This window comes from Cellulophaga tyrosinoxydans, from assembly GCF_900176415.1.
Classification (GTDB): Bacteria; Bacteroidota; Bacteroidia; order Flavobacteriales; family Flavobacteriaceae; genus Cellulophaga; species Cellulophaga tyrosinoxydans.
On record NZ_FWXO01000007.1, the window covers coordinates 1 to 16,878 of the forward strand.

Annotated in this window: 16 protein-coding genes; 4 read left to right on the forward strand and 12 right to left on the reverse strand. The window is 32.6% G+C overall.

All coding sequences use genetic code 11. The features are described 5' to 3' along the window. Positions 1-389: 389 nt before the first annotated feature. Positions 390-1,076, reverse strand: coding sequence for a DUF4294 domain-containing protein (locus tag B8963_RS14825; protein WP_084063112.1), 687 nt, complete (start codon positions 1,074-1,076; stop codon positions 390-392). A 103-nt stretch (positions 1,077-1,179) separates the two neighbouring features. Between B8963_RS14825 and B8963_RS14830 the strand changes: the two genes are divergently transcribed. Then, positions 1,180-2,268 (forward strand): M42 family metallopeptidase, encoded by a 1,089-nt coding sequence (locus B8963_RS14830; RefSeq protein WP_084062993.1) that lies wholly within the window; start codon positions 1,180-1,182, stop codon positions 2,266-2,268. Positions 2,269-2,311: 43 nt separating this feature from the next. Beyond that, complete coding sequence (locus B8963_RS14835) at positions 2,312-2,869, forward strand: NUDIX hydrolase (RefSeq protein ID WP_084062994.1); 558 nt, start codon at positions 2,312-2,314, stop codon at positions 2,867-2,869. Here the strand turns inward: B8963_RS14835 and hisS are convergent. From hisS to rpsF, 6 genes are all read right to left on the reverse strand, one after another. Beyond that, positions 2,855-4,537, reverse strand: coding sequence for a histidine--tRNA ligase (gene hisS, locus B8963_RS14840; protein WP_084062995.1), 1,683 nt, complete (start codon positions 4,535-4,537; stop codon positions 2,855-2,857). The two genes, B8963_RS14835 and hisS, sit on opposite strands and share 15 nt — an antisense overlap. 104 nt (positions 4,538-4,641) lie before the next feature. After that, complete coding sequence (locus B8963_RS14845) at positions 4,642-5,112, reverse strand: DUF6495 family protein (RefSeq protein ID WP_084062996.1); 471 nt, start codon at positions 5,110-5,112, stop codon at positions 4,642-4,644. A 110-nt stretch (positions 5,113-5,222) separates the two neighbouring features. Further along, positions 5,223-8,378: a TonB-dependent receptor gene (locus tag B8963_RS14850; RefSeq protein WP_084062997.1), complete on the reverse strand. Its 3,156-nt coding sequence runs from the start codon at positions 8,376-8,378 to the stop codon at positions 5,223-5,225. A gap of 101 nt (positions 8,379-8,479) precedes the next feature. Continuing rightward, complete coding sequence (gene rplI / locus B8963_RS14855) at positions 8,480-8,929, reverse strand: 50S ribosomal protein L9 (RefSeq protein WP_084062998.1); 450 nt, start codon at positions 8,927-8,929, stop codon at positions 8,480-8,482. Positions 8,930-8,942: 13 nt separating this feature from the next. Continuing rightward, positions 8,943-9,239, reverse strand: a complete 297-nt coding sequence (rpsR, locus tag B8963_RS14860; RefSeq protein WP_024479878.1) for a 30S ribosomal protein S18 — start codon at positions 9,237-9,239, stop codon at positions 8,943-8,945. Between the two features lie 5 nt (positions 9,240-9,244). Further along, positions 9,245-9,583 (reverse strand): 30S ribosomal protein S6, encoded by a 339-nt coding sequence (rpsF, locus tag B8963_RS14865; protein ID WP_084062999.1) that lies wholly within the window; start codon positions 9,581-9,583, stop codon positions 9,245-9,247. 246 nt (positions 9,584-9,829) lie between these two features. Between rpsF and B8963_RS14870 the strand changes: the two genes are divergently transcribed. Next, on the forward strand, positions 9,830-10,522 hold the full coding sequence (locus B8963_RS14870) for a LytR/AlgR family response regulator transcription factor (RefSeq protein WP_084063000.1): 693 nt from the start codon (positions 9,830-9,832) through the stop codon (positions 10,520-10,522). Between the two features lie 3 nt (positions 10,523-10,525). Here the strand turns inward: B8963_RS14870 and priA are convergent, their stop codons facing one another. Genes priA through nadC form a run of 4 tightly spaced genes read right to left on the reverse strand, consistent with a single transcriptional unit; the run spans position 10,526 to position 15,259 of the window. Further along, entirely contained in the window at positions 10,526-12,982 is a 2,457-nt protein-coding gene (gene priA, locus B8963_RS14875; RefSeq protein ID WP_084063113.1) for a replication restart helicase PriA, read from the reverse strand. Positions 12,983-12,993: 11 nt separating this feature from the next. Beyond that, positions 12,994-13,431 (reverse strand): DUF2147 domain-containing protein, encoded by a 438-nt coding sequence (locus tag B8963_RS14880; RefSeq protein ID WP_084063001.1) that lies wholly within the window; start codon positions 13,429-13,431, stop codon positions 12,994-12,996. Further along, positions 13,418-14,401, reverse strand: coding sequence for a YihY/virulence factor BrkB family protein (locus B8963_RS14885; protein ID WP_084063002.1), 984 nt, complete (start codon positions 14,399-14,401; stop codon positions 13,418-13,420). The genes B8963_RS14880 and B8963_RS14885 overlap by 14 nt, the downstream gene beginning before the upstream one ends. Then, the gene (gene nadC / locus B8963_RS14890; RefSeq protein WP_084063003.1) at positions 14,402-15,259 is read right to left on the reverse strand and encodes a carboxylating nicotinate-nucleotide diphosphorylase; all 858 of its coding nucleotides are present in this window, start codon (positions 15,257-15,259) and stop codon (positions 14,402-14,404) included. A gap of 109 nt (positions 15,260-15,368) precedes the next feature. Here nadC and rlmH point away from each other — a divergent pair, with 109 nt between their 5' ends. Beyond that, positions 15,369-15,842, forward strand: coding sequence for a 23S rRNA (pseudouridine(1915)-N(3))-methyltransferase RlmH (rlmH, locus tag B8963_RS14895; RefSeq protein ID WP_084063004.1), 474 nt, complete (start codon positions 15,369-15,371; stop codon positions 15,840-15,842). A gap of 3 nt (positions 15,843-15,845) precedes the next feature. On the opposite strand, the gene B8963_RS14900 is transcribed toward rlmH, so the two are convergent. Further along, positions 15,846-16,694 carry a type IV pili methyl-accepting chemotaxis transducer N-terminal domain-containing protein gene (locus B8963_RS14900; RefSeq protein WP_143312553.1) on the reverse strand — a complete coding sequence of 283 codons (849 nt, stop codon included), beginning with the start codon at positions 16,692-16,694 and terminating at the stop codon, positions 15,846-15,848. Positions 16,695-16,878 lie beyond the last annotated feature (184 nt).

A 16,878-nucleotide genomic window follows, 5' to 3' on the forward strand; every position in this document is an offset into this window, starting at 1 on the left:
AACAATACTTCATCCGAACCTAGCCCTTCGTATTCTTTAAGCTAATTCTTTAATCTAATTCTTTATCCAAATACCGTTTCCAGTACTTGAACGCTGTCTTACAATATGTCAATGAACTTCTTTAAATTTCAACACTCTTCGTAGCTCCTAACTACCCTCACTCACTCCTCTTCTAATGCCGTTCTCTCCGTAAGCGGGTGCAAATATACACACACTTTTTAATCCCACAAGACTTTTTAAAATCTTTTTTTTAAATATTTTTTGAAGTTTTTATTTCCAGCAAATAAAACTCTTATTTACAGCTTTTTAGATCTGAAAATATTTTGCAAAAAAAATGCATTAAATAAAAAAGGATTTTAAATTTAATAGATTGCTATGATATATGCAAACTATTTATTGTCTTTTTTATCGTTAGACCATTTATCAGTTAGCAACGAATAATCATAATTAAGCGCAGATTTCTGTCGTTCTAATTTAAAGTCCGAGAATGCGCGTTGCAAAATATCTTCAATAAGATAATCTTCATGTACTAAATCTGGATGAAATTCTTCCTTAATACTAATGTCAAACATTTTTGCAGTCGTATTATACCAAAATGCCCTCCAACCATTACGCAGCTCTTTAACCAAAGAGAAAGCTGTTATTCCTGTTTGTCTATGTATTAGTTTAATTAAAATTTGACCTTCGGTACGCGTAAGCTTTTTTAATTCATCCGAAAATTCACCCTCTACATATTTTTGAACTTCTTTAGTATACTTTCTTTTTTGGGAATTTTTGGTAATCTTCATTAAACTATCATTCAACTCTGTCAGCCTATCCGCTGCTAATTTAGCATATGGATACACTTTAAGTGTTTTTCGTCTTAATATATAGTACCGTAATTTTTCTTCATAACTAGAAAATTTTAATGGACTAAATACATAAAACTCTTCTAATTCAATGGTGCTTTGCATTATGGAGTCACCTTCCATAATAATCATTTTTTCCGCTATAGAATCCAATGGCTCCTCTTCCTCTTGTGCCCAACCATAGGAAGCAATAAGTATTAAAATGGAAAAAACATATTTACTTTTCATAATTTTACGAATCACAAAATTCTTGTCAAAATTAATAATAAACATAACGCTTTACTATTAAATAAAAGTGAATATTACTAACTTCGTTTTAAAATATACTTAAATGAGCACAAAGAAAATTCTAACTAAAAAATCTATAGATTTTTTTGAAAAATATCTTAATAATGCAGCTCCTACCGGTTATGAATGGGAAGGTCAAAAAATTTGGATGGAATACCTAAAACCATATGTTGACACTTTTATTACAGATACATACGGTACTGCTGTTGGTGTAATTAATCCAGAGGCAAAATATAAAGTGGTTATTGAAGGTCACTCTGATGAAATATCATGGTATGTAAATTTCATTACTGATGATGGATTATTATATGTTATAAGAAATGGTGGTAGCGATCATCAAATAGCCCCATCTAAATGGGTGAACATACACACCAAGAAAGGAATTGTAAAAGGAATATTTGGATGGCCAGCAATTCATACTCGCGATAATTCTAAAGAAGAACCACCTAAATTAGATAACATATTTATTGATATAGGCGCTAAAGACAAAAAAGAGGTTGAAAAAATGGGCGTACATGTTGGCTGCGTTATCACTTATCCTGACACATTTCAAATTTTAAATGGCAATAAATTTGTTTGTAGAGCTATTGATAATAGAGCTGGTGGATTTATGATTGCAGAAGTTGCTAGGCTTTTACATGAAAATAAGAAAAAACTTCCCTTTGGACTTTACATTACTAATTCTGTTCAGGAAGAAATTGGTTTACGCGGTGCGGAAATGATAACTCAAACCATAAAGCCAAATGTTGCTATCGTCACTGATGTTTGCCATGACACCACTACACCAATGATTGAAAAGAAAAAGCAAGGGCACACTGCTATAGGTGATGGTCCAGTAATTTCTTATGCTCCTGCTGTGCAAAACAAACTTAGAGAAAGAATTATTGAAACTGCCGAGGCAAATAAAATACCATTTCAAAGAATGGCTTCTTCAAGATATACTGGGACCGATACGGATGCTTTTGCCTATAGTAATGGCGGTGTAGCTTCAGCTCTAATTTCATTACCTTTAAGATACATGCATACAACTGTTGAAACCGTTCACCAAGATGATGTTGAAAATGTAATTAGATTAATTTACGAAACATTATTGAATATAAAAGAAGGAGAGACTTTTAGCTACTTTGAGTAAAATTCATATTTAATCATCTCAAGTGAACTTTTATTGATTTAAAATGGAAGAATTAATTGATGTATTGGATGACCATGGAAATAAAACTGGAGAAACAGTATTAAAATCTATAGCCCATAAGCAAGGTATTTTTCATCAAACCGTTCATATTTGGTTTTATACTAAAAATCATCAAATTTTATTACAGCAAAGAGGGAAGGAAAAAGACACTTTCCCTCTTCTTTTTGACGTCTCAGTAGCTGGGCATATTTCAGCCGGAGAATCTATTGAAGATGCCGCAATTAGAGAAATTAAAGAGGAAATTGGAATTACAATTGCCAAAGATCAGTTGAAAAAGATTGGTGTTTTTAAATCAGTACAAAAACACAGCGCAACTCTTATAGATTGTGAATTTCATCATACATTTATTTCAGAATTAAAAGTTCCTTTAAATAAGTTAACTAAACAAGATAGCGAAGTGGCTGATTTAAAACTCACTTCGCTTTTAAAATTTTCTGAAGAAACATGGGGATTAGCCAATTTAAAAAAATATGTTCCCCATAGCACTGAATACTATAAGACCATTATTAAGGCTATAAAAAAAGAATTACAAGTTTTTTAAAAACTCTTCTGCCTTATCCAAACTATAGGTTTCTTGTGTGTTCTCGTTTATGTTTTTAACAGTAAACGTAGCGCTTTTTAATTCGTCTTCACGAATAATTACTATATATGGAACGTTTTTATTTGTAGCGAATTTAAATTGCTTATTCTCTTGTTTTTGATTTGTAGCGCTATCTGGGTATAAATCAGCTTTAACTCCATTTTTTCTGAACAAGGTCACCAATTTTAAAGCCTGAAATGCTTCTGCTTCTCCGTAGTTCATAAAAAGAACTTGCAAGGATTGATCTATAGCTTCTGGAAATAAGTCTAATTCTTCTAAAACGAGATAAATACGATCTAGACCAAATGAAATACCTACTCCGCTCACATCTTTTAAGCCAAAAATACCCGTTAAATCATCATAACGACCACCTCCACCTATAGAACCCATTTGGACAGATTTTGGCGCTGCTACTTCAAAAATAGCTCCTGTATAGTAATTTAATCCACGAGCTAAAGTAACGTCTATTGCTAATTGCGCGGTTGATAACCCTATATCCGATACCGCATCTATTATAAAACGAAGTTCCTGTACTCCTTTAGAACCTTCCTCTGAAACAGCAAGTAGTTTTTCAAGTGCATTTAATTGATCATTATTTGTCCCTGATAATGAAAATAAAGGCGCAGCTTTCTCGATAGAAGCCTCAGAAATACCTTTTTCTAGCATTTCTTTTTTAACACCCTCTTCCCCAATCTTATCTAATTTGTCAAGTGCAACCGTAAAATCAATTAAATTATTTTTTGCTCCGATTACTTCAGCAATACCTGCGAGAATTTTTCTATTGTTTAATTTAATCGTTACACCCTCTAACTTTAAAGCAGAAAAAACAGCATCATACAGCTGTACAAATTCTACCTCTTGTAGTAAAGAATTGGAACCTACAACATCAGCATCACATTGATAAAATTCTCTAAATCGGCCTTTTTGAGGTCTGTCTGCTCTCCAAACAGGTTGAATTTGATATCTTTTAAAAGGAAAGTCAATTTCATTTTGATGCATTACTACGTAACGTGCAAAAGGCACCGTAAGATCGTAACGTAATGCTTTTTCTGAGATATGACTCCCTAAATACTTCGTGCCCATTTCGAAATAGAACTCACCAAAAATTCCAATAGATAAGTTGGTTAAACTTTTATCCTCATCAACTCCATTAATTAAAACTTCTTTCCAATCTTCCTTATTTACGAAAACTTCAATTTTATTCCATAAATCATTAGCTAAATTATTTAAATCGATTACTGATTCATCAAATTTAATTTGCTTGTCTTTTCTCAAAATTTCAGGGAGTACTTTTACAAAATTCAACCCATAAGAATTCATTTCTTCTTTAACTGTGCCATTTAAATAAATTCTTAAATGATATAATGACAGCTTAATCGTTTTTATTAAATTCTCATTGAAACTCCTTAAAAAATCTCCTGAGTTTAATATTTTGAAAATTAATCGATCACCTTCATCACCATACTTTCCCATTAAGGTATCTGAATTTTCGAATGAAGGAGTTTCGATAGGTTGAAAACCAAAAGTTTGGAAATTCTTTTTAATGATATCAAAAATATAATTTCGTTTTACTACTTCTGAAGGTGTAAAATCTCTTGTTCCTTTAGGTATTGATGGTTTTTGCGCCATTTTATAATTTATATTAGTCTTCGAATATTCTCAGACACGATTTTATATTGACTTTGATATGTTAAAGAATGCCAACGTTTTTAAACTGGTTTGTAAATATCGACTTATCCTATGACTTTTTCAAACCATTGATATAGCTCTCCTTTAGTAATTACTGCACCTTTTTGAATGAGCTCGAACTTGTCTAAATTTTTATCTTCTTTATACGCTTTTACAGCTGATAAATACTCCACAAAATCTGACTGCCAATTTTTGCGAAACCAAGCAAAACCAACATCGGTAGTTAAATCTATTTCAGGGTTCATCACTTTCACTGAAATAAGTTTCATTTCTTTATCAGTTAAATGAAACATATGCATTTGTTGTGCAGAAATATTTTCAACATACTCCACCTTTGCTAGCACTCCTTCCCATACTAAATCGGAGAAAATATCAATTTCCTCTTCTGCTACCTCAGGCTTATTATTTTTTATATCATTCCATTCATCAGCAGTTATCGTTTGGGTGGCAAGAAAATTAATAAACTCTTGGTGCAATTCTTCTAATTGCTGCTTTGTAAGTCTTGTATACTTCATTCCTTCTTTACTTTCTTGAAATACATTTGGTTAATTTCAAAATATTGGCAAAAATAAAAAGGCTGCACAAATAGTACAGCCTTTTTAAGATTTAATATTATTTATTTTTACTAGAAGATATAACGTACACCAAATTGTGCTTGCCATCTTGAAGCCAAACTAGCATCAAACCCGTAGGTTTTTGTTAAATTGGGATCAAAAGTATAGGTTGGTGTATTTGTAGCATCTACAGAAACTCCAATAGGACTCACGTTATTTGGCTGTTGAATAATTCCCCAGTTAGAGTTAATTAAGTTTCCTAAGTTTAGCACATCAACACTAAATTGAATCTTGTTGTCATTATTAAAGGTATAATCCTGTAATAACTTAAGATCCCAACGACCTCTCCAAGGTGCTAAAGCCCCATAACGCTCCATATATTTTCCTCTATTTTCACTTAAATAATCATCTTGCTGAATATAAGCTTCAAAAGCTTCGGCTTGACCAGCTCCTGAAAATTGCATTTGCCCAACTTCTGCTGCTGTAGGAATATATAATAAATCATTATTTTGGAAAGAACTATCTCCGTTTAAATTACCTGCATAGGTATAATTGTAACGTGCACCTTGACCGTATTCAAAGAAAGTAGAAATGGTTGTATTCCATTTTCCTTGACCATATTCAAAGTTTTTAGATAAAACACCAATGAATCTATGCGTATCGCCGTATTTAGAAAAACCTAACACATCTTGATTTGCATTGCCTAAATTTGGATTGAAGTCAAAGGCATCTCCAGTAATTTCAGCTTCAATAGAGTTTACATCTTTAGCATTTAAATAGCTATATGCCGCCATAGCATACAAACCATTATTGAAATTTTTCTGTGCTTTTAAAGAGGCATTCCATACTCTTCCTTTATCAGAGTTTGTAAATACATACGCACTGGTTGGACCACCAAAAGTATTTGTAGCATAATCTCCTGCTTCATAAACTGGTCTATTATCCCCAGGAGCATTTAATGTGCCTGAAGGACTGTTTAAACCCCAGTTTTGAACGTGCGCAGCATTCATGTCTTTTGTATAAGAAACATCAGCAGTAAATACAATATTATTTTCAAAACGATGATCAACTCCTAAATTAGTTCTCCAAACTTGTGGCCATTTAAAATCAGGATCAACTGCTTGATAGAAAAAGAAATCTACCCCTTGAACTTGGTTACCTAACCATACAAACGGCAATCTACCTGTAAATACACCAGTACCACCACGTAATTGTGTTGTTTTATCTCCTTTAATATCCCAGTTAAAACCTAATCTAGGAGAAATTAACCAATTATTGTTAGGCAATTGTTCAGAATTAATAGTTGTCTGCTCACCTGTATTTGGATTATAATATAAATTATCTGGTTGATAAGTTCCTTTTCTAGCTATGTTTTCGCTGATCTTATCTCTTGTATCAAAATAAAGCGGTTTATCAAAACGAACACCGTATGTTAATTTTAAATTATCCGTCGCACTCCACTCGTCTTGCACATAGAAGGACAACTGGCCAACATTTGTTTCTGCAAGTGCCCATCCCTGGCCATCAGGAAATTGATTATTATTCGCAAATGTACCTTCAGCTCCTTGAATCAGCCCATCGATTAAACCGCCTGGCTGCGCATTATCTAAAAACTCTTGAACACTTCTAAAGTTTCCAAAATAATCATTAGCTATAGGAAAACCAAAGGTTCCGCCATAGACACCTAAATTAAACGAGTTATCGAACTCAAATTTCTCAAAAGAAAAACCAATTGTATAGGTATGGTCTCCTTTAAAAATGTTCATATTATTGGTAAACTGAAACACCTTTTGATCCAATCTATTGTGAATAGAGAAAGGTTCATGTCCCGCAATAATATAATTAGAACCCGCACCATCTTGAATTATAATACTTGGAGCTGGCGTCGAAAGTGGATTACGGAAATCATCGAAATGTGTATAACCTACTTGCAATTTATTTGTTACTTCATCAGATAATGTAGAGTTTAACTCTAGTTGAATAGAATTTAGCTTGTTATTAATTTCATATCCAGACTTTTCAAATTGCAATGTTGAGAAGCTAGGACCTCTCACCCCAATTGCGGTAGGGTGTGCTGGCTTCTCACTAGAAGCATCTAGGAAATTATAGATTAACGCCAATCTGTTGTTATCATTGATGTTCCAATCTAATTTAAAAAGACCTTTAGTAGAACCAGAACCATAAGTAAACCCATTATATGCACCAGAATCATAACCTAAACCGGCTAATGCAGATTGCACTGCCATTAAATCACTTTCTAAAACACGTGATTCATTAATTGCTCCAGACCCCGTATTAGGAACCCAACCATTGCTCCCTAAATCGTCTCTTTCTTCTTTTTCAAAGTTCGCAAAGAAGAATAATTTATTTTTTACAATTGGCCCACCTATACTTATACCATATTGATTTTGTGATAATTTAGGCTTAATAACATCTTCACCTTTTACTTTACCACCAGTTAAATCTTCATTTCTAAAAAAGCCATAAACCGTACCATGAAATTCATTAGTACCACTTTTAGTAACTGCATTTACGGTTGCTCCGGTAAACCCTGACTGCGAAACATCATAAGGTGCAGTGGAAACTTGTATTTGTTCAATAGCATCTAAAGAAATTGGCTGTGAGCCTGTTTGTCCACCTGGAGTTGGCGAATCTAAACCAAATGGATTATTAAAAATAGCCCCATCTAAAGAAAAGTTATTATACTGATCATTACGTCCCCCAAAAGAATTTCCACTTGCCGTAGGCTCTAATCTTGTAAAATCTTGAGCAGATCTTGAAATGGTTGGTAATCGAGTAAGTTCTCTTTTGCCTACACTCGTTTCTGCACCAGTGCGATCACTACCGAAAGTACCGCTTTGATCCGATACCACTACAACTTCATCCAGTGCTTGACTATCTGATTGTAAAATTGTATTTAAATTAAATGTTTGTCCTAAGGTCAAATAAACATCATATTTTACTTGAGTTTTATAACCCACATAAGAAATGGTGATTTCATAAGGACCACCTACTCTAAGGTTTAACAAATTAAATCTACCATCTTCATTAGAAATTGCACCATAATTTGTACCCGTAGGGGTGTGAATTGCCACGATATTTGCCCCTAATAAAGGTTCATCAGTATCATCAACAATTAGTCCTTTAATATTTGAGGTCGTAACCTGTGCCATAGCTCCAAAGGAGACAATGCACAACAAGAGTGCTGAAAAAGCCTTTTTTAACATATTAGTTTGAGTTTTTTAGTTTGGTACAAGTTACTAGAAATAAAAAAGGAGTTATGCGTGCATAACTCCTTTTTTATAATAATTTGTCAACTGTTTGTTAACTATTTTTCTCCTACAACTTCGAAAGGGAAATCAACTACCACATCTCTGTGTAATCTAATTTGCGCATTGTAAGGTCCTGTTCTTTTAATAGCACCACCTTGTATAGAGATGTACTTTTTATCGATTTCTTGACCTTCTTTTGCTAAAGCATCTGCTAAATCAATATTAGTAACTGATCCGAATAATTTATCGGCAGCACCAGACTTTGCAGTAATCTTAATTTCAAGTTGTTTAATTGCTTCTGCAGTTTTGTTTGCTGCGTCAACAATTTTCTTTTCTTTATGAGCTCTTTGCTTTAAATTTTCAGCTAAAACTTTTTTAGCAGAAACTGTAGCCATAGTAGCTAATCCATTAGGAATTAAATAATTTCTTCCGTAACCATTTTTTACAGTTACTAAATCATCTTTAAAACCTAAGTTTTGTACGTCTTCTTTTAATATAAGTTCCATTGTCCGTTTCTTTTTATTTTAATAAATCACCAACATATGGCATTAATGCTAAATGACGTGCTCTTTTAACAGCAACAGCCACTTTTCTTTGGTATTTTAAAGAAGTACCAGTTAATCTTCTTGGAAGTAACTTACCTTGTTCGTTTACCAATTTAATTAAAAAGTCTGGATCTTTGTAATCTACATACTTAATACCAGATTTTTTAAAACGACAATATTTTTTTTGCGAATTTGTATCAATATTTAACGGTGTTAAATATCTGATTTCTCCGTCTTTTTTTCCTTTTGCTTGTTGTTCTATAGATGACATATTCCTTAAGCTTTAGTTTTTAACTTTGTTCTTCTTCTTTCTGCCCATGAAATAGCATGCTTGTCTAACTTTACAGTTAAAAAACGCATAACACGTTCATCTCTTCTGAATTCTAACTCAAAAGGACCAACGGCCTCTCCTGGAGCTGCAAATTCAAACAAATGGTAAAAACCACTCTTTTTGTGTTGTATTGGGTAAGCCAATTTTTTTAGGCCCCAATTTTCTTTAGATACCATCTTGGCATCTTTGCTAATTAAGAAATCTTCAAATTTCTTAACTGTTTCCTCTATCTGAGTATCAGATAGAACGGGATTTAGAATGAAAACAGTTTCGTAATGATTCATATTAATATATATTTTTAGGAGCGCAAAAGTAATAATATTTCTGACTTATCACAAGATTTAATGAAAATCTTCGTTATAAGGTTCGAGAGTTATTAACAATCGAATAAAAAAAGAAACTTAACCTAAACCTTAATAGTGCTTTTTACTGAATACACAACATATTATACCATGTTCACATCTTTTGTTGTAGTTCATCGTGATTTTTCAGTACTTTGCCTATGATTTAACCCCACAAATCAACCATTTATGAAATTAAGAAGTATTATCGTAGACGATTCTTCAATGCAAAGGATGGCAGTAGCCAAATTAGTGAACAATCATCCCAACTTAGCTCTTGTTGCAGAGTACAGTAATGCTATTGAAGCAAAAAACGGAATTAAAAACAACGAGATAGATTTGATCTTTCTTGATGTTGAGATGCCTATTATTAGTGGTTTTGACCTACTTGAATCATTAGACAATAGCCCTCAAGTAATTTTAATAACAGGTAAACCTGATTATGCGTTGAAAGCGTTTGATTATGATGTTACCGATTATCTTCACAAACCTATTACAATGTCAAGGTTCGATGCATCTGTTAGAAGAGCGGTTGCCAAATTTGAACAATTGCACAGAATAAATGAAGATGAAGAACATATATTCGTAAAAAGTAATCTAAAAAAGAGAAAGGTTATTTTAAATGATATTAAATGGATTGAAGCACTTGGAGATTATATTAAATTAGTGACTGACGAAGCTAATATTGTTATTCTTTCTACAATGAAATCATTTGAAGAACAATTACCTGACGATAAATTTCTTAGAATCCACAAATCTTATATTATTAATTTAGAAAAAGTGGAGAAATTCAATAGTAAAAATGTTGAAGTTAGTGGGAGATCTATACCTTTAAGCAGAAATAAGAAGACTGAATTAGCAGAGGCGCTAAACAATGTCTAAATTTTATATATAATCTACATTGTAGATTACTCGTACGCTTGCGTACTGTGAAATAGCATTAAAAGATTTTTCAATTCTTTTAATGCTATTTTTAGTTTTATTAAGAGGCTGCCCTGTAGGTATTTTAATTAACACATGTTTTAAATATTGATTTCTTATTCTTGCAACAGGTGGATATTCTGGACCAAGTACATGAATGCCAAATGCATTTCTTAAGCCTTTGGTAAACCATTCTGCTGCTTCATTTAATTTATTATAATCTTTGTGTTTAAACGTAACCTTTATTATTCTATTAACTGGTGGGTATTTGTGTTGTTCCCTTTCGTATAGCTGCTCAGAATACATGCCAACATAATCACCTGTTGATACTTGTTTTAAAATTTGATGGTATGGATTATAACTTTGTAAAATTACCTTGCCTCTTTTTTGGGTACGTCCTGCCCTACCCGCTACTTGAGTAAGTAATTGAAAACTTCTTTCATGGGCTCTAAAGTCAGGAAAATTTAATAAGGTATCCGCATTCATAATGCCAACTAAGCTCACATTTCTAAAGTCCAACCCTTTGGTTAACATTTGAGTACCCACCAATATATCTAACTCTTGCTGTTCAAAAGCAGTGATTATTTTTTCATATCCATATTTACCTCTAGTAGTGTCTAAATCCATACGACCTACTTTTGCATCTGGAAAAAGCTCCTGTAATTCTTGTTCTACTTGCTCCGTTCCAAACCCTTTGGTATCCAAAGTAGAACTTCCACAAGCAACACAAACTAAAGGCAATGCCATATTATAACTACAATAATGACATCGTAATTGATTTTTATGCTGATGATAAGTTAAACTCACATCGCAATTTGGACACTGAGGAGCATGACCACAAGTGGTGCACTCGACAATTGGCGCATATCCTCGTCGGTTCTGAAATAATATTACCTGCTCCCCATTCTTTAATGTTTCTGCAATTTCTTCAAACAAACGTTCCGAAAAATGACCTTTCATTCGTTTTTTACGCGTTTGCTCTTTAATATCAACCAATTCCACATCAGGCATTAATACATTGCCAAATCGCCTTTCAATACTTGCATAGCCATATTTATTTGTTTGAACATTGTAGAAACTCTCTACACTAGGGGTTGCCGAGCCGAGCAGTATATTTGCTTTATGCAAATTCCCTAAAACTATTGCTGCATCTCTTGCGTGATAACGCGGCGCAGGATCATACTGCTTAAAAGAACTTTCATGCTCCTCATCTACAATAATTAATCCTAAATTATTAAAAGGCATAAATAATGCCGATCGAGCTCCAATTACAATCTGTGCTTTAGGATTAGATTCTAATACATTATTCCATACTTCAACACGTTCGTGTACACTATATTTAGAATGATACACAGCCACTTTATCTCCAAAATATTCTTGTAATCTGGATATTAATTGTGTAGTAAGTGCAATTTCTGGTAATAGATATAAAGCTTGTTTATTTTTTTCTATACAATCTTCTATTAATTTTACGTACACCTCCGTTTTACCCGAAGAGGTAACGCCATGCAGTAAGGTTGGCTTATTGGCTTTAAAATTTTCCTGAATAGAAAACAATGCTTGCTCCTGATATTCATTCAAGGATTTTAAGTCGGCATTTTCCTCCTCACTAGAATAAACTACTCTATCTGTTTGAATAAAGTATTCTTCTAATATATTTTTATCAATTAAAGATTTAATTACCGCCGCAGATGAGTTACTCATTGTTTCTAACTCTGCAACTTTCATGGGTTTTTTACTAGTGGCCTGAAATTGAAATAAAGCTAAAACCACTTGACTTTGCTTTGGTGCTCTCGACAGAGAATGTAGTAATTCTTCCAATTTTTCTTCCGATTGATGTGCCTTTCCTAAACGAACATACCTCACCATTTTTGGCTTGTACTGTTCGTAAACTTCTTCTTTTAAAAGAATGATATTTTTATCTAAAAGTCTATTTAAAACAGGAAGTACATTTTTACGGTCTAATATGGCGCTAATCTCATGAACCCTTAAAACAGATTGATGATTCAATGCTTCATAAACTAAAAATTCATCATCTAAAAGATCCACATCAGCCACCTGCAGATTGGTGTTTCGTAAAATCAAAGTTTCGCTTTCCAATAAAAAAGCACTTGGAACTGCGGTTCTAAACACCTCACCAATACTACACATATAATATTCGGCAATCCAAAACCAATGTTTGAGCTGCAGAGAAGTTACTACTGGAGAATCATCTAAAATTTGATCTATTTCTTTAGCCTCATAAACCGTAGGTGGATTTTGATGAACCTCATGCACCAAGGCACTATAAATTTTAGATTTACCAAAAGGCACAGCCACCCGCATACCAGGAATAATAAACTTGGCCTCTTCGTCAGAAATACTATACGTGAATAGTTTTTCTAATGGTATTGGAAGTATAACATTAATAAAATAAGGCATTCTATTTAATTCTATTTTTTCACCCTTAACCAAGTTTGAGTTCGGTAAATAAATGCTAAATAGCCTCTTACTTTTAATTCATCTGGATTATCAGGATTTAGCCATATTTTACAACGGAATGTCATAGCTTGTTCCGGGTCGAATAAATGCTTTCCTTTCCAGTGACCATCTTCCTGTTTTTCCGCTGCTTGTATAATCTTCATTCCTAAAACAGGCGTGTTTTTTAAATCACCATCGCACTTATGACAAACGGCATCCTCTTTACCTTCCTCCAAAATTTTTACCACTTTACCGTACATTTTGCCTTCATACTCGTAAATTTTTATAATTCCTTTAGGAAGACCAGTTCTATCATCTATAGTTTTCCATTCATCAAAAACAGTTTGCGCGGAAGTTATTTGCAAAGAAAACAGAGCAATAATTAATGAAATTTGTTTAAAGTTGATCATTCCTTTTATTTAGATTATTTCTTAAAGCGTTTAATGTGGCATTCAATTCAAAACCTAATAATAATATATTGGAGTTTAACCATATAAAAACCATTAAGATTAACAATCCTCCTAAAGTACCATATAACTCATTATATCGGGCAAATTTTTCGACATAAACTCCAAATAAATACGAAGTAAACACAAAAAGCATTGTAGTCATAAGTGCTCCGGCAGAGAAAAATTTTGCTTTTCTGCCTTCTGCTGTTCCAAAATAATATAAAATTGCCGTTGTTAAGTAAGATAAAATTATAAAGAACAACACTTTAGCGATTTGCACACCTATTATATCTGCTTTATCGGTATTAACACCATATGTTTTACCGGCATATTCGCTGGCATATTCTACTATATAAAACTCAGCGTACACAAATACTATTGCAGATATTATCAACAAAACTGAAAGCACTAAACCCACCATTAAGGCATAAATATATTGTCTAAAAAAATTTCTAGTTAGGTTTACATGGTATGAATTCTCAAAGCCTCCGAAAATGGCATTTACTCCATTTGCTACCAAAAAAATTGACAAAATAAAGGTAGAAGATAGTATGCCACTTCGCTTTTGGTCTTTAATTTGTATGAAAATATTCTCAAAATAATCGCCTGTTGCTGTTGGTAAAAAGGATTCTAAAAAGTTTAAAAAATCTGCTTCAAAATTAGTTTCACCCCCAATTTGGATATAAGGAATTAGAAAAGGAAGTAAACTTATTAAGAATATTAATAAGGGAAACAGTGCCATAAATAAACTAAAAGCAATAGAACTTGCTCTGGTAGATAAAGCCCCTTTAATGATGCCTGAAAAATACATTTCAATAAGATCATATAAAGAAAATCCCTCAAATGCAGGCAACTTAACTTTTTTTAAAAGCCTAGCTAACCAATTAATTATTGGAATTTTATCGATTTTCTCCTCTATTATTGCAGACATTTACACTGCTTTTAGGCTTAAATCCATATTATAAACAGAATGAGTTAAGGCGCCAGAGGATATATAATTTACACCACATTCAGCATAATTTCTAATAGTATGTTCATTTATACCCCCTGAAGACTCCGTTAAACTTTCATTTCCTATTAACTTTACTGCTGCTTTAGTATCTGCAAAAGAAAAATTATCTAACAGTATACGGTACACTCCTTTTGCATCTAGTATTTGCTGCACTTCGTCTAAATTTCGAGCTTCAACAATTATCTTTAAATTTCTGTTAGTATCTAAAAGATATTGTTTGGTCTTTTTTATTGCCATTGCTATACCACCAGCAAAATCTATATGATTATCCTTTAACATAATCATGTCGTAAAGTGCAAACCTATGGTTTTCACCTCCACCTATTTTGACTGCCCATTTTTCAAGTGCTCTTATTCCCGGTGTGGTTTTACGAGTATCTAAAATTTTGGTATTTGTTCCTTTTAATAGTTTTACAAAATGATTTGTTTTAGTAGCAATAGCACTCATACGCTGCATGGCATTCAAAACTAAACGCTCCGCTTTAAGAATACTCCGGGATGAGCCTTCTACATAAAACACAATATCGCCATGTTTTACATGATCACCATCTTTCAGTAAGCATTCTATTTTAAGATTGGGATCTACATAATTAAAAACTTGTGTTGCAAAATCTACACCTGCAATAATACCCTGGTCTTTTACTAATAGTTTTGCTTTGCCGGTTGCCGAATTTGGAATACAGGCTAAGGAACTATGATCACCATCACCTACATCCTCACGTATGGCATTTGCAATAATTAATTCAATCTCTTTATTAAACTGTGCTTCTGAAATCATTCTTAATTTTTATGTTTGCTAATTTACTAAATACTTTACTTAGATGGTGATGCTGATTAAATTTATAATCTTTATTACAAAACGAAAAATTTCTAATTAAATTTGCCTTATGACCATTAAACTTTTAGCAATAGGCAAGACAGATAGCTCTTCTTTAGGGGCTTTAATAAGTGAATACGAAAATAGACTAAAGCATTATATAAAGTTTGAACTTGATCTTATACCCGATATTAAAAACACTAAAAATTTATCTGAAGCGCAACAAAAAGATAAAGAAGGTGAAGCTATTTTAAAACGAATTTCAGCAACAGATGTTTTAATTCTTCTTGATGAAAAAGGAAAACAATACACTTCTATTGAATTTGCGGATTATTTACAGAAAAAAATGAATTCTGGGGTTAAACAAGTCGTTTTTGTTATTGGTGGACCCTACGGTTTTAGTGATGCGGTTTACAGTAAAGCTCAAGGGAAAATAAGCCTGTCTAAAATGACTTTCTCGCATCAAATGATCCGATTATTTATTGTAGAACAATTTTACAGGGCATTTACTATTTTAAAAAACGAGCCCTATCATCACCAATAATATTTAGAACTTTAGTGCTATATACGCATCCATTTTCTTTAAATACTTATCAAATTTACTCACTTGTTGTTCTTCTGATTCTAAAGAATTAATCATGTTTTTAGATACCATATCTAATTCATTTAATTCATCAACAATGCAATCTATAATTTCTTGTTTATTTTCTATTTTACGCTCAATGCGCAACACATGTTGCAAATTTTTAATATTTTTCATGTGAGAAGCAAATGCATGCGATTGATGCCAGGAAATCTCTTTTAATTTTTTATTCTGACTTGTCGTTTTGCGGATTATTGGATTTACTATAAAAAATATCTCAAATAACAATATAAGTAATGAAAATACGGCCAACTCTATTTCAATAATCATAATGGTGGCTATCTCTTTCTCCGACTCGCGCTGATATTTAAGCACAATACCATCCATTATTGCCAAGTAGTTATCCACGTGATCTGTAAGTTCAGGAATATCTAAACTTTGTAAATTCTCAAATTTGTTTAGATTGGTATAGATGTATTCTAAATGTGGTTGTAATTTCGTGAATTCCGCCTTTATTGTTTCATTTTGTAATGGTTCAAACCCAAGTTTATCATCACCGAATTGCAGTAGTTTATCGGTTCTATATAAATTATTAAGTGCTAATTTGAACTCCGAAAAATCGCACTCCAAAAATTTACATTCGTAATATCCCTTTAACACAAACTGACTCAACATACGTTGTTTACCCGCCATATTTATAACAGCACCCATTCGCTCCTGCTTTTTAAGAGAGTAATGAATAATTGTTTGGATTAAAACCGTTAAAAATATAATGGTAATAACTAATAGATAGTACTTATGAAATTTTTTCACTTTTTAGAATAACCAATTATTTATTGACATAAAGAATTTTCTCACAAAGTACATTGCAAACCATACGTTTACAATATTTTGTTGTGAAGTAATCCTAAAGGGCTGTAAAAACTAATAATGCTGTTAGCTCCAATAAAAAAGCCTAAAGAATATGGTAATTCTTTAGGCTTAAATTAGATGGTAT

What these genes read in the sequence shown, in the direction of transcription:
- B8963_RS14885 (WP_084063002.1), bottom strand. Translation starts at nt 14,401, where the DNA reads ATGTCTGCAATAATAGAGGAGAAAATCGATAAAATTCCAATAATTAAT.
- rpsR (WP_024479878.1), bottom strand. Translation starts at nt 9,239, where the DNA reads ATGTCATCTATAGAACAACAAGCAAAAGGAAAAAAAGACGGAGAAATC.
- B8963_RS14845 (WP_084062996.1), bottom strand. Translation starts at nt 5,112, where the DNA reads ATGAAGTATACAAGACTTACAAAGCAGCAATTAGAAGAATTGCACCAA.
- hisS (WP_084062995.1), bottom strand. Translation starts at nt 4,537, where the DNA reads ATGGCGCAAAAACCATCAATACCTAAAGGAACAAGAGATTTTACACCT.
- rlmH (WP_084063004.1), top strand. Translation starts at nt 15,369, where the DNA reads ATGACCATTAAACTTTTAGCAATAGGCAAGACAGATAGCTCTTCTTTA.
- nadC (WP_084063003.1), bottom strand. Translation starts at nt 15,259, where the DNA reads ATGATTTCAGAAGCACAGTTTAATAAAGAGATTGAATTAATTATTGCA.
- rplI (WP_084062998.1), bottom strand. Translation starts at nt 8,929, where the DNA reads ATGGAACTTATATTAAAAGAAGACGTACAAAACTTAGGTTTTAAAGAT.
- rpsF (WP_084062999.1), bottom strand. Translation starts at nt 9,583, where the DNA reads ATGAATCATTACGAAACTGTTTTCATTCTAAATCCCGTTCTATCTGAT.
- B8963_RS14825 (WP_084063112.1), bottom strand. Translation starts at nt 1,076, where the DNA reads ATGAAAAGTAAATATGTTTTTTCCATTTTAATACTTATTGCTTCCTAT.
- B8963_RS14870 (WP_084063000.1), top strand. Translation starts at nt 9,830, where the DNA reads ATGAAATTAAGAAGTATTATCGTAGACGATTCTTCAATGCAAAGGATG.
- B8963_RS14850 (WP_084062997.1), bottom strand. Translation starts at nt 8,378, where the DNA reads ATGTTAAAAAAGGCTTTTTCAGCACTCTTGTTGTGCATTGTCTCCTTT.
- priA (WP_084063113.1), bottom strand. Translation starts at nt 12,982, where the DNA reads ATGCCTTATTTTATTAATGTTATACTTCCAATACCATTAGAAAAACTA.
- B8963_RS14830 (WP_084062993.1), top strand. Translation starts at nt 1,180, where the DNA reads ATGAGCACAAAGAAAATTCTAACTAAAAAATCTATAGATTTTTTTGAA.
- B8963_RS14835 (WP_084062994.1), top strand. Translation starts at nt 2,312, where the DNA reads ATGGAAGAATTAATTGATGTATTGGATGACCATGGAAATAAAACTGGA.
- B8963_RS14880 (WP_084063001.1), bottom strand. Translation starts at nt 13,431, where the DNA reads ATGATCAACTTTAAACAAATTTCATTAATTATTGCTCTGTTTTCTTTG.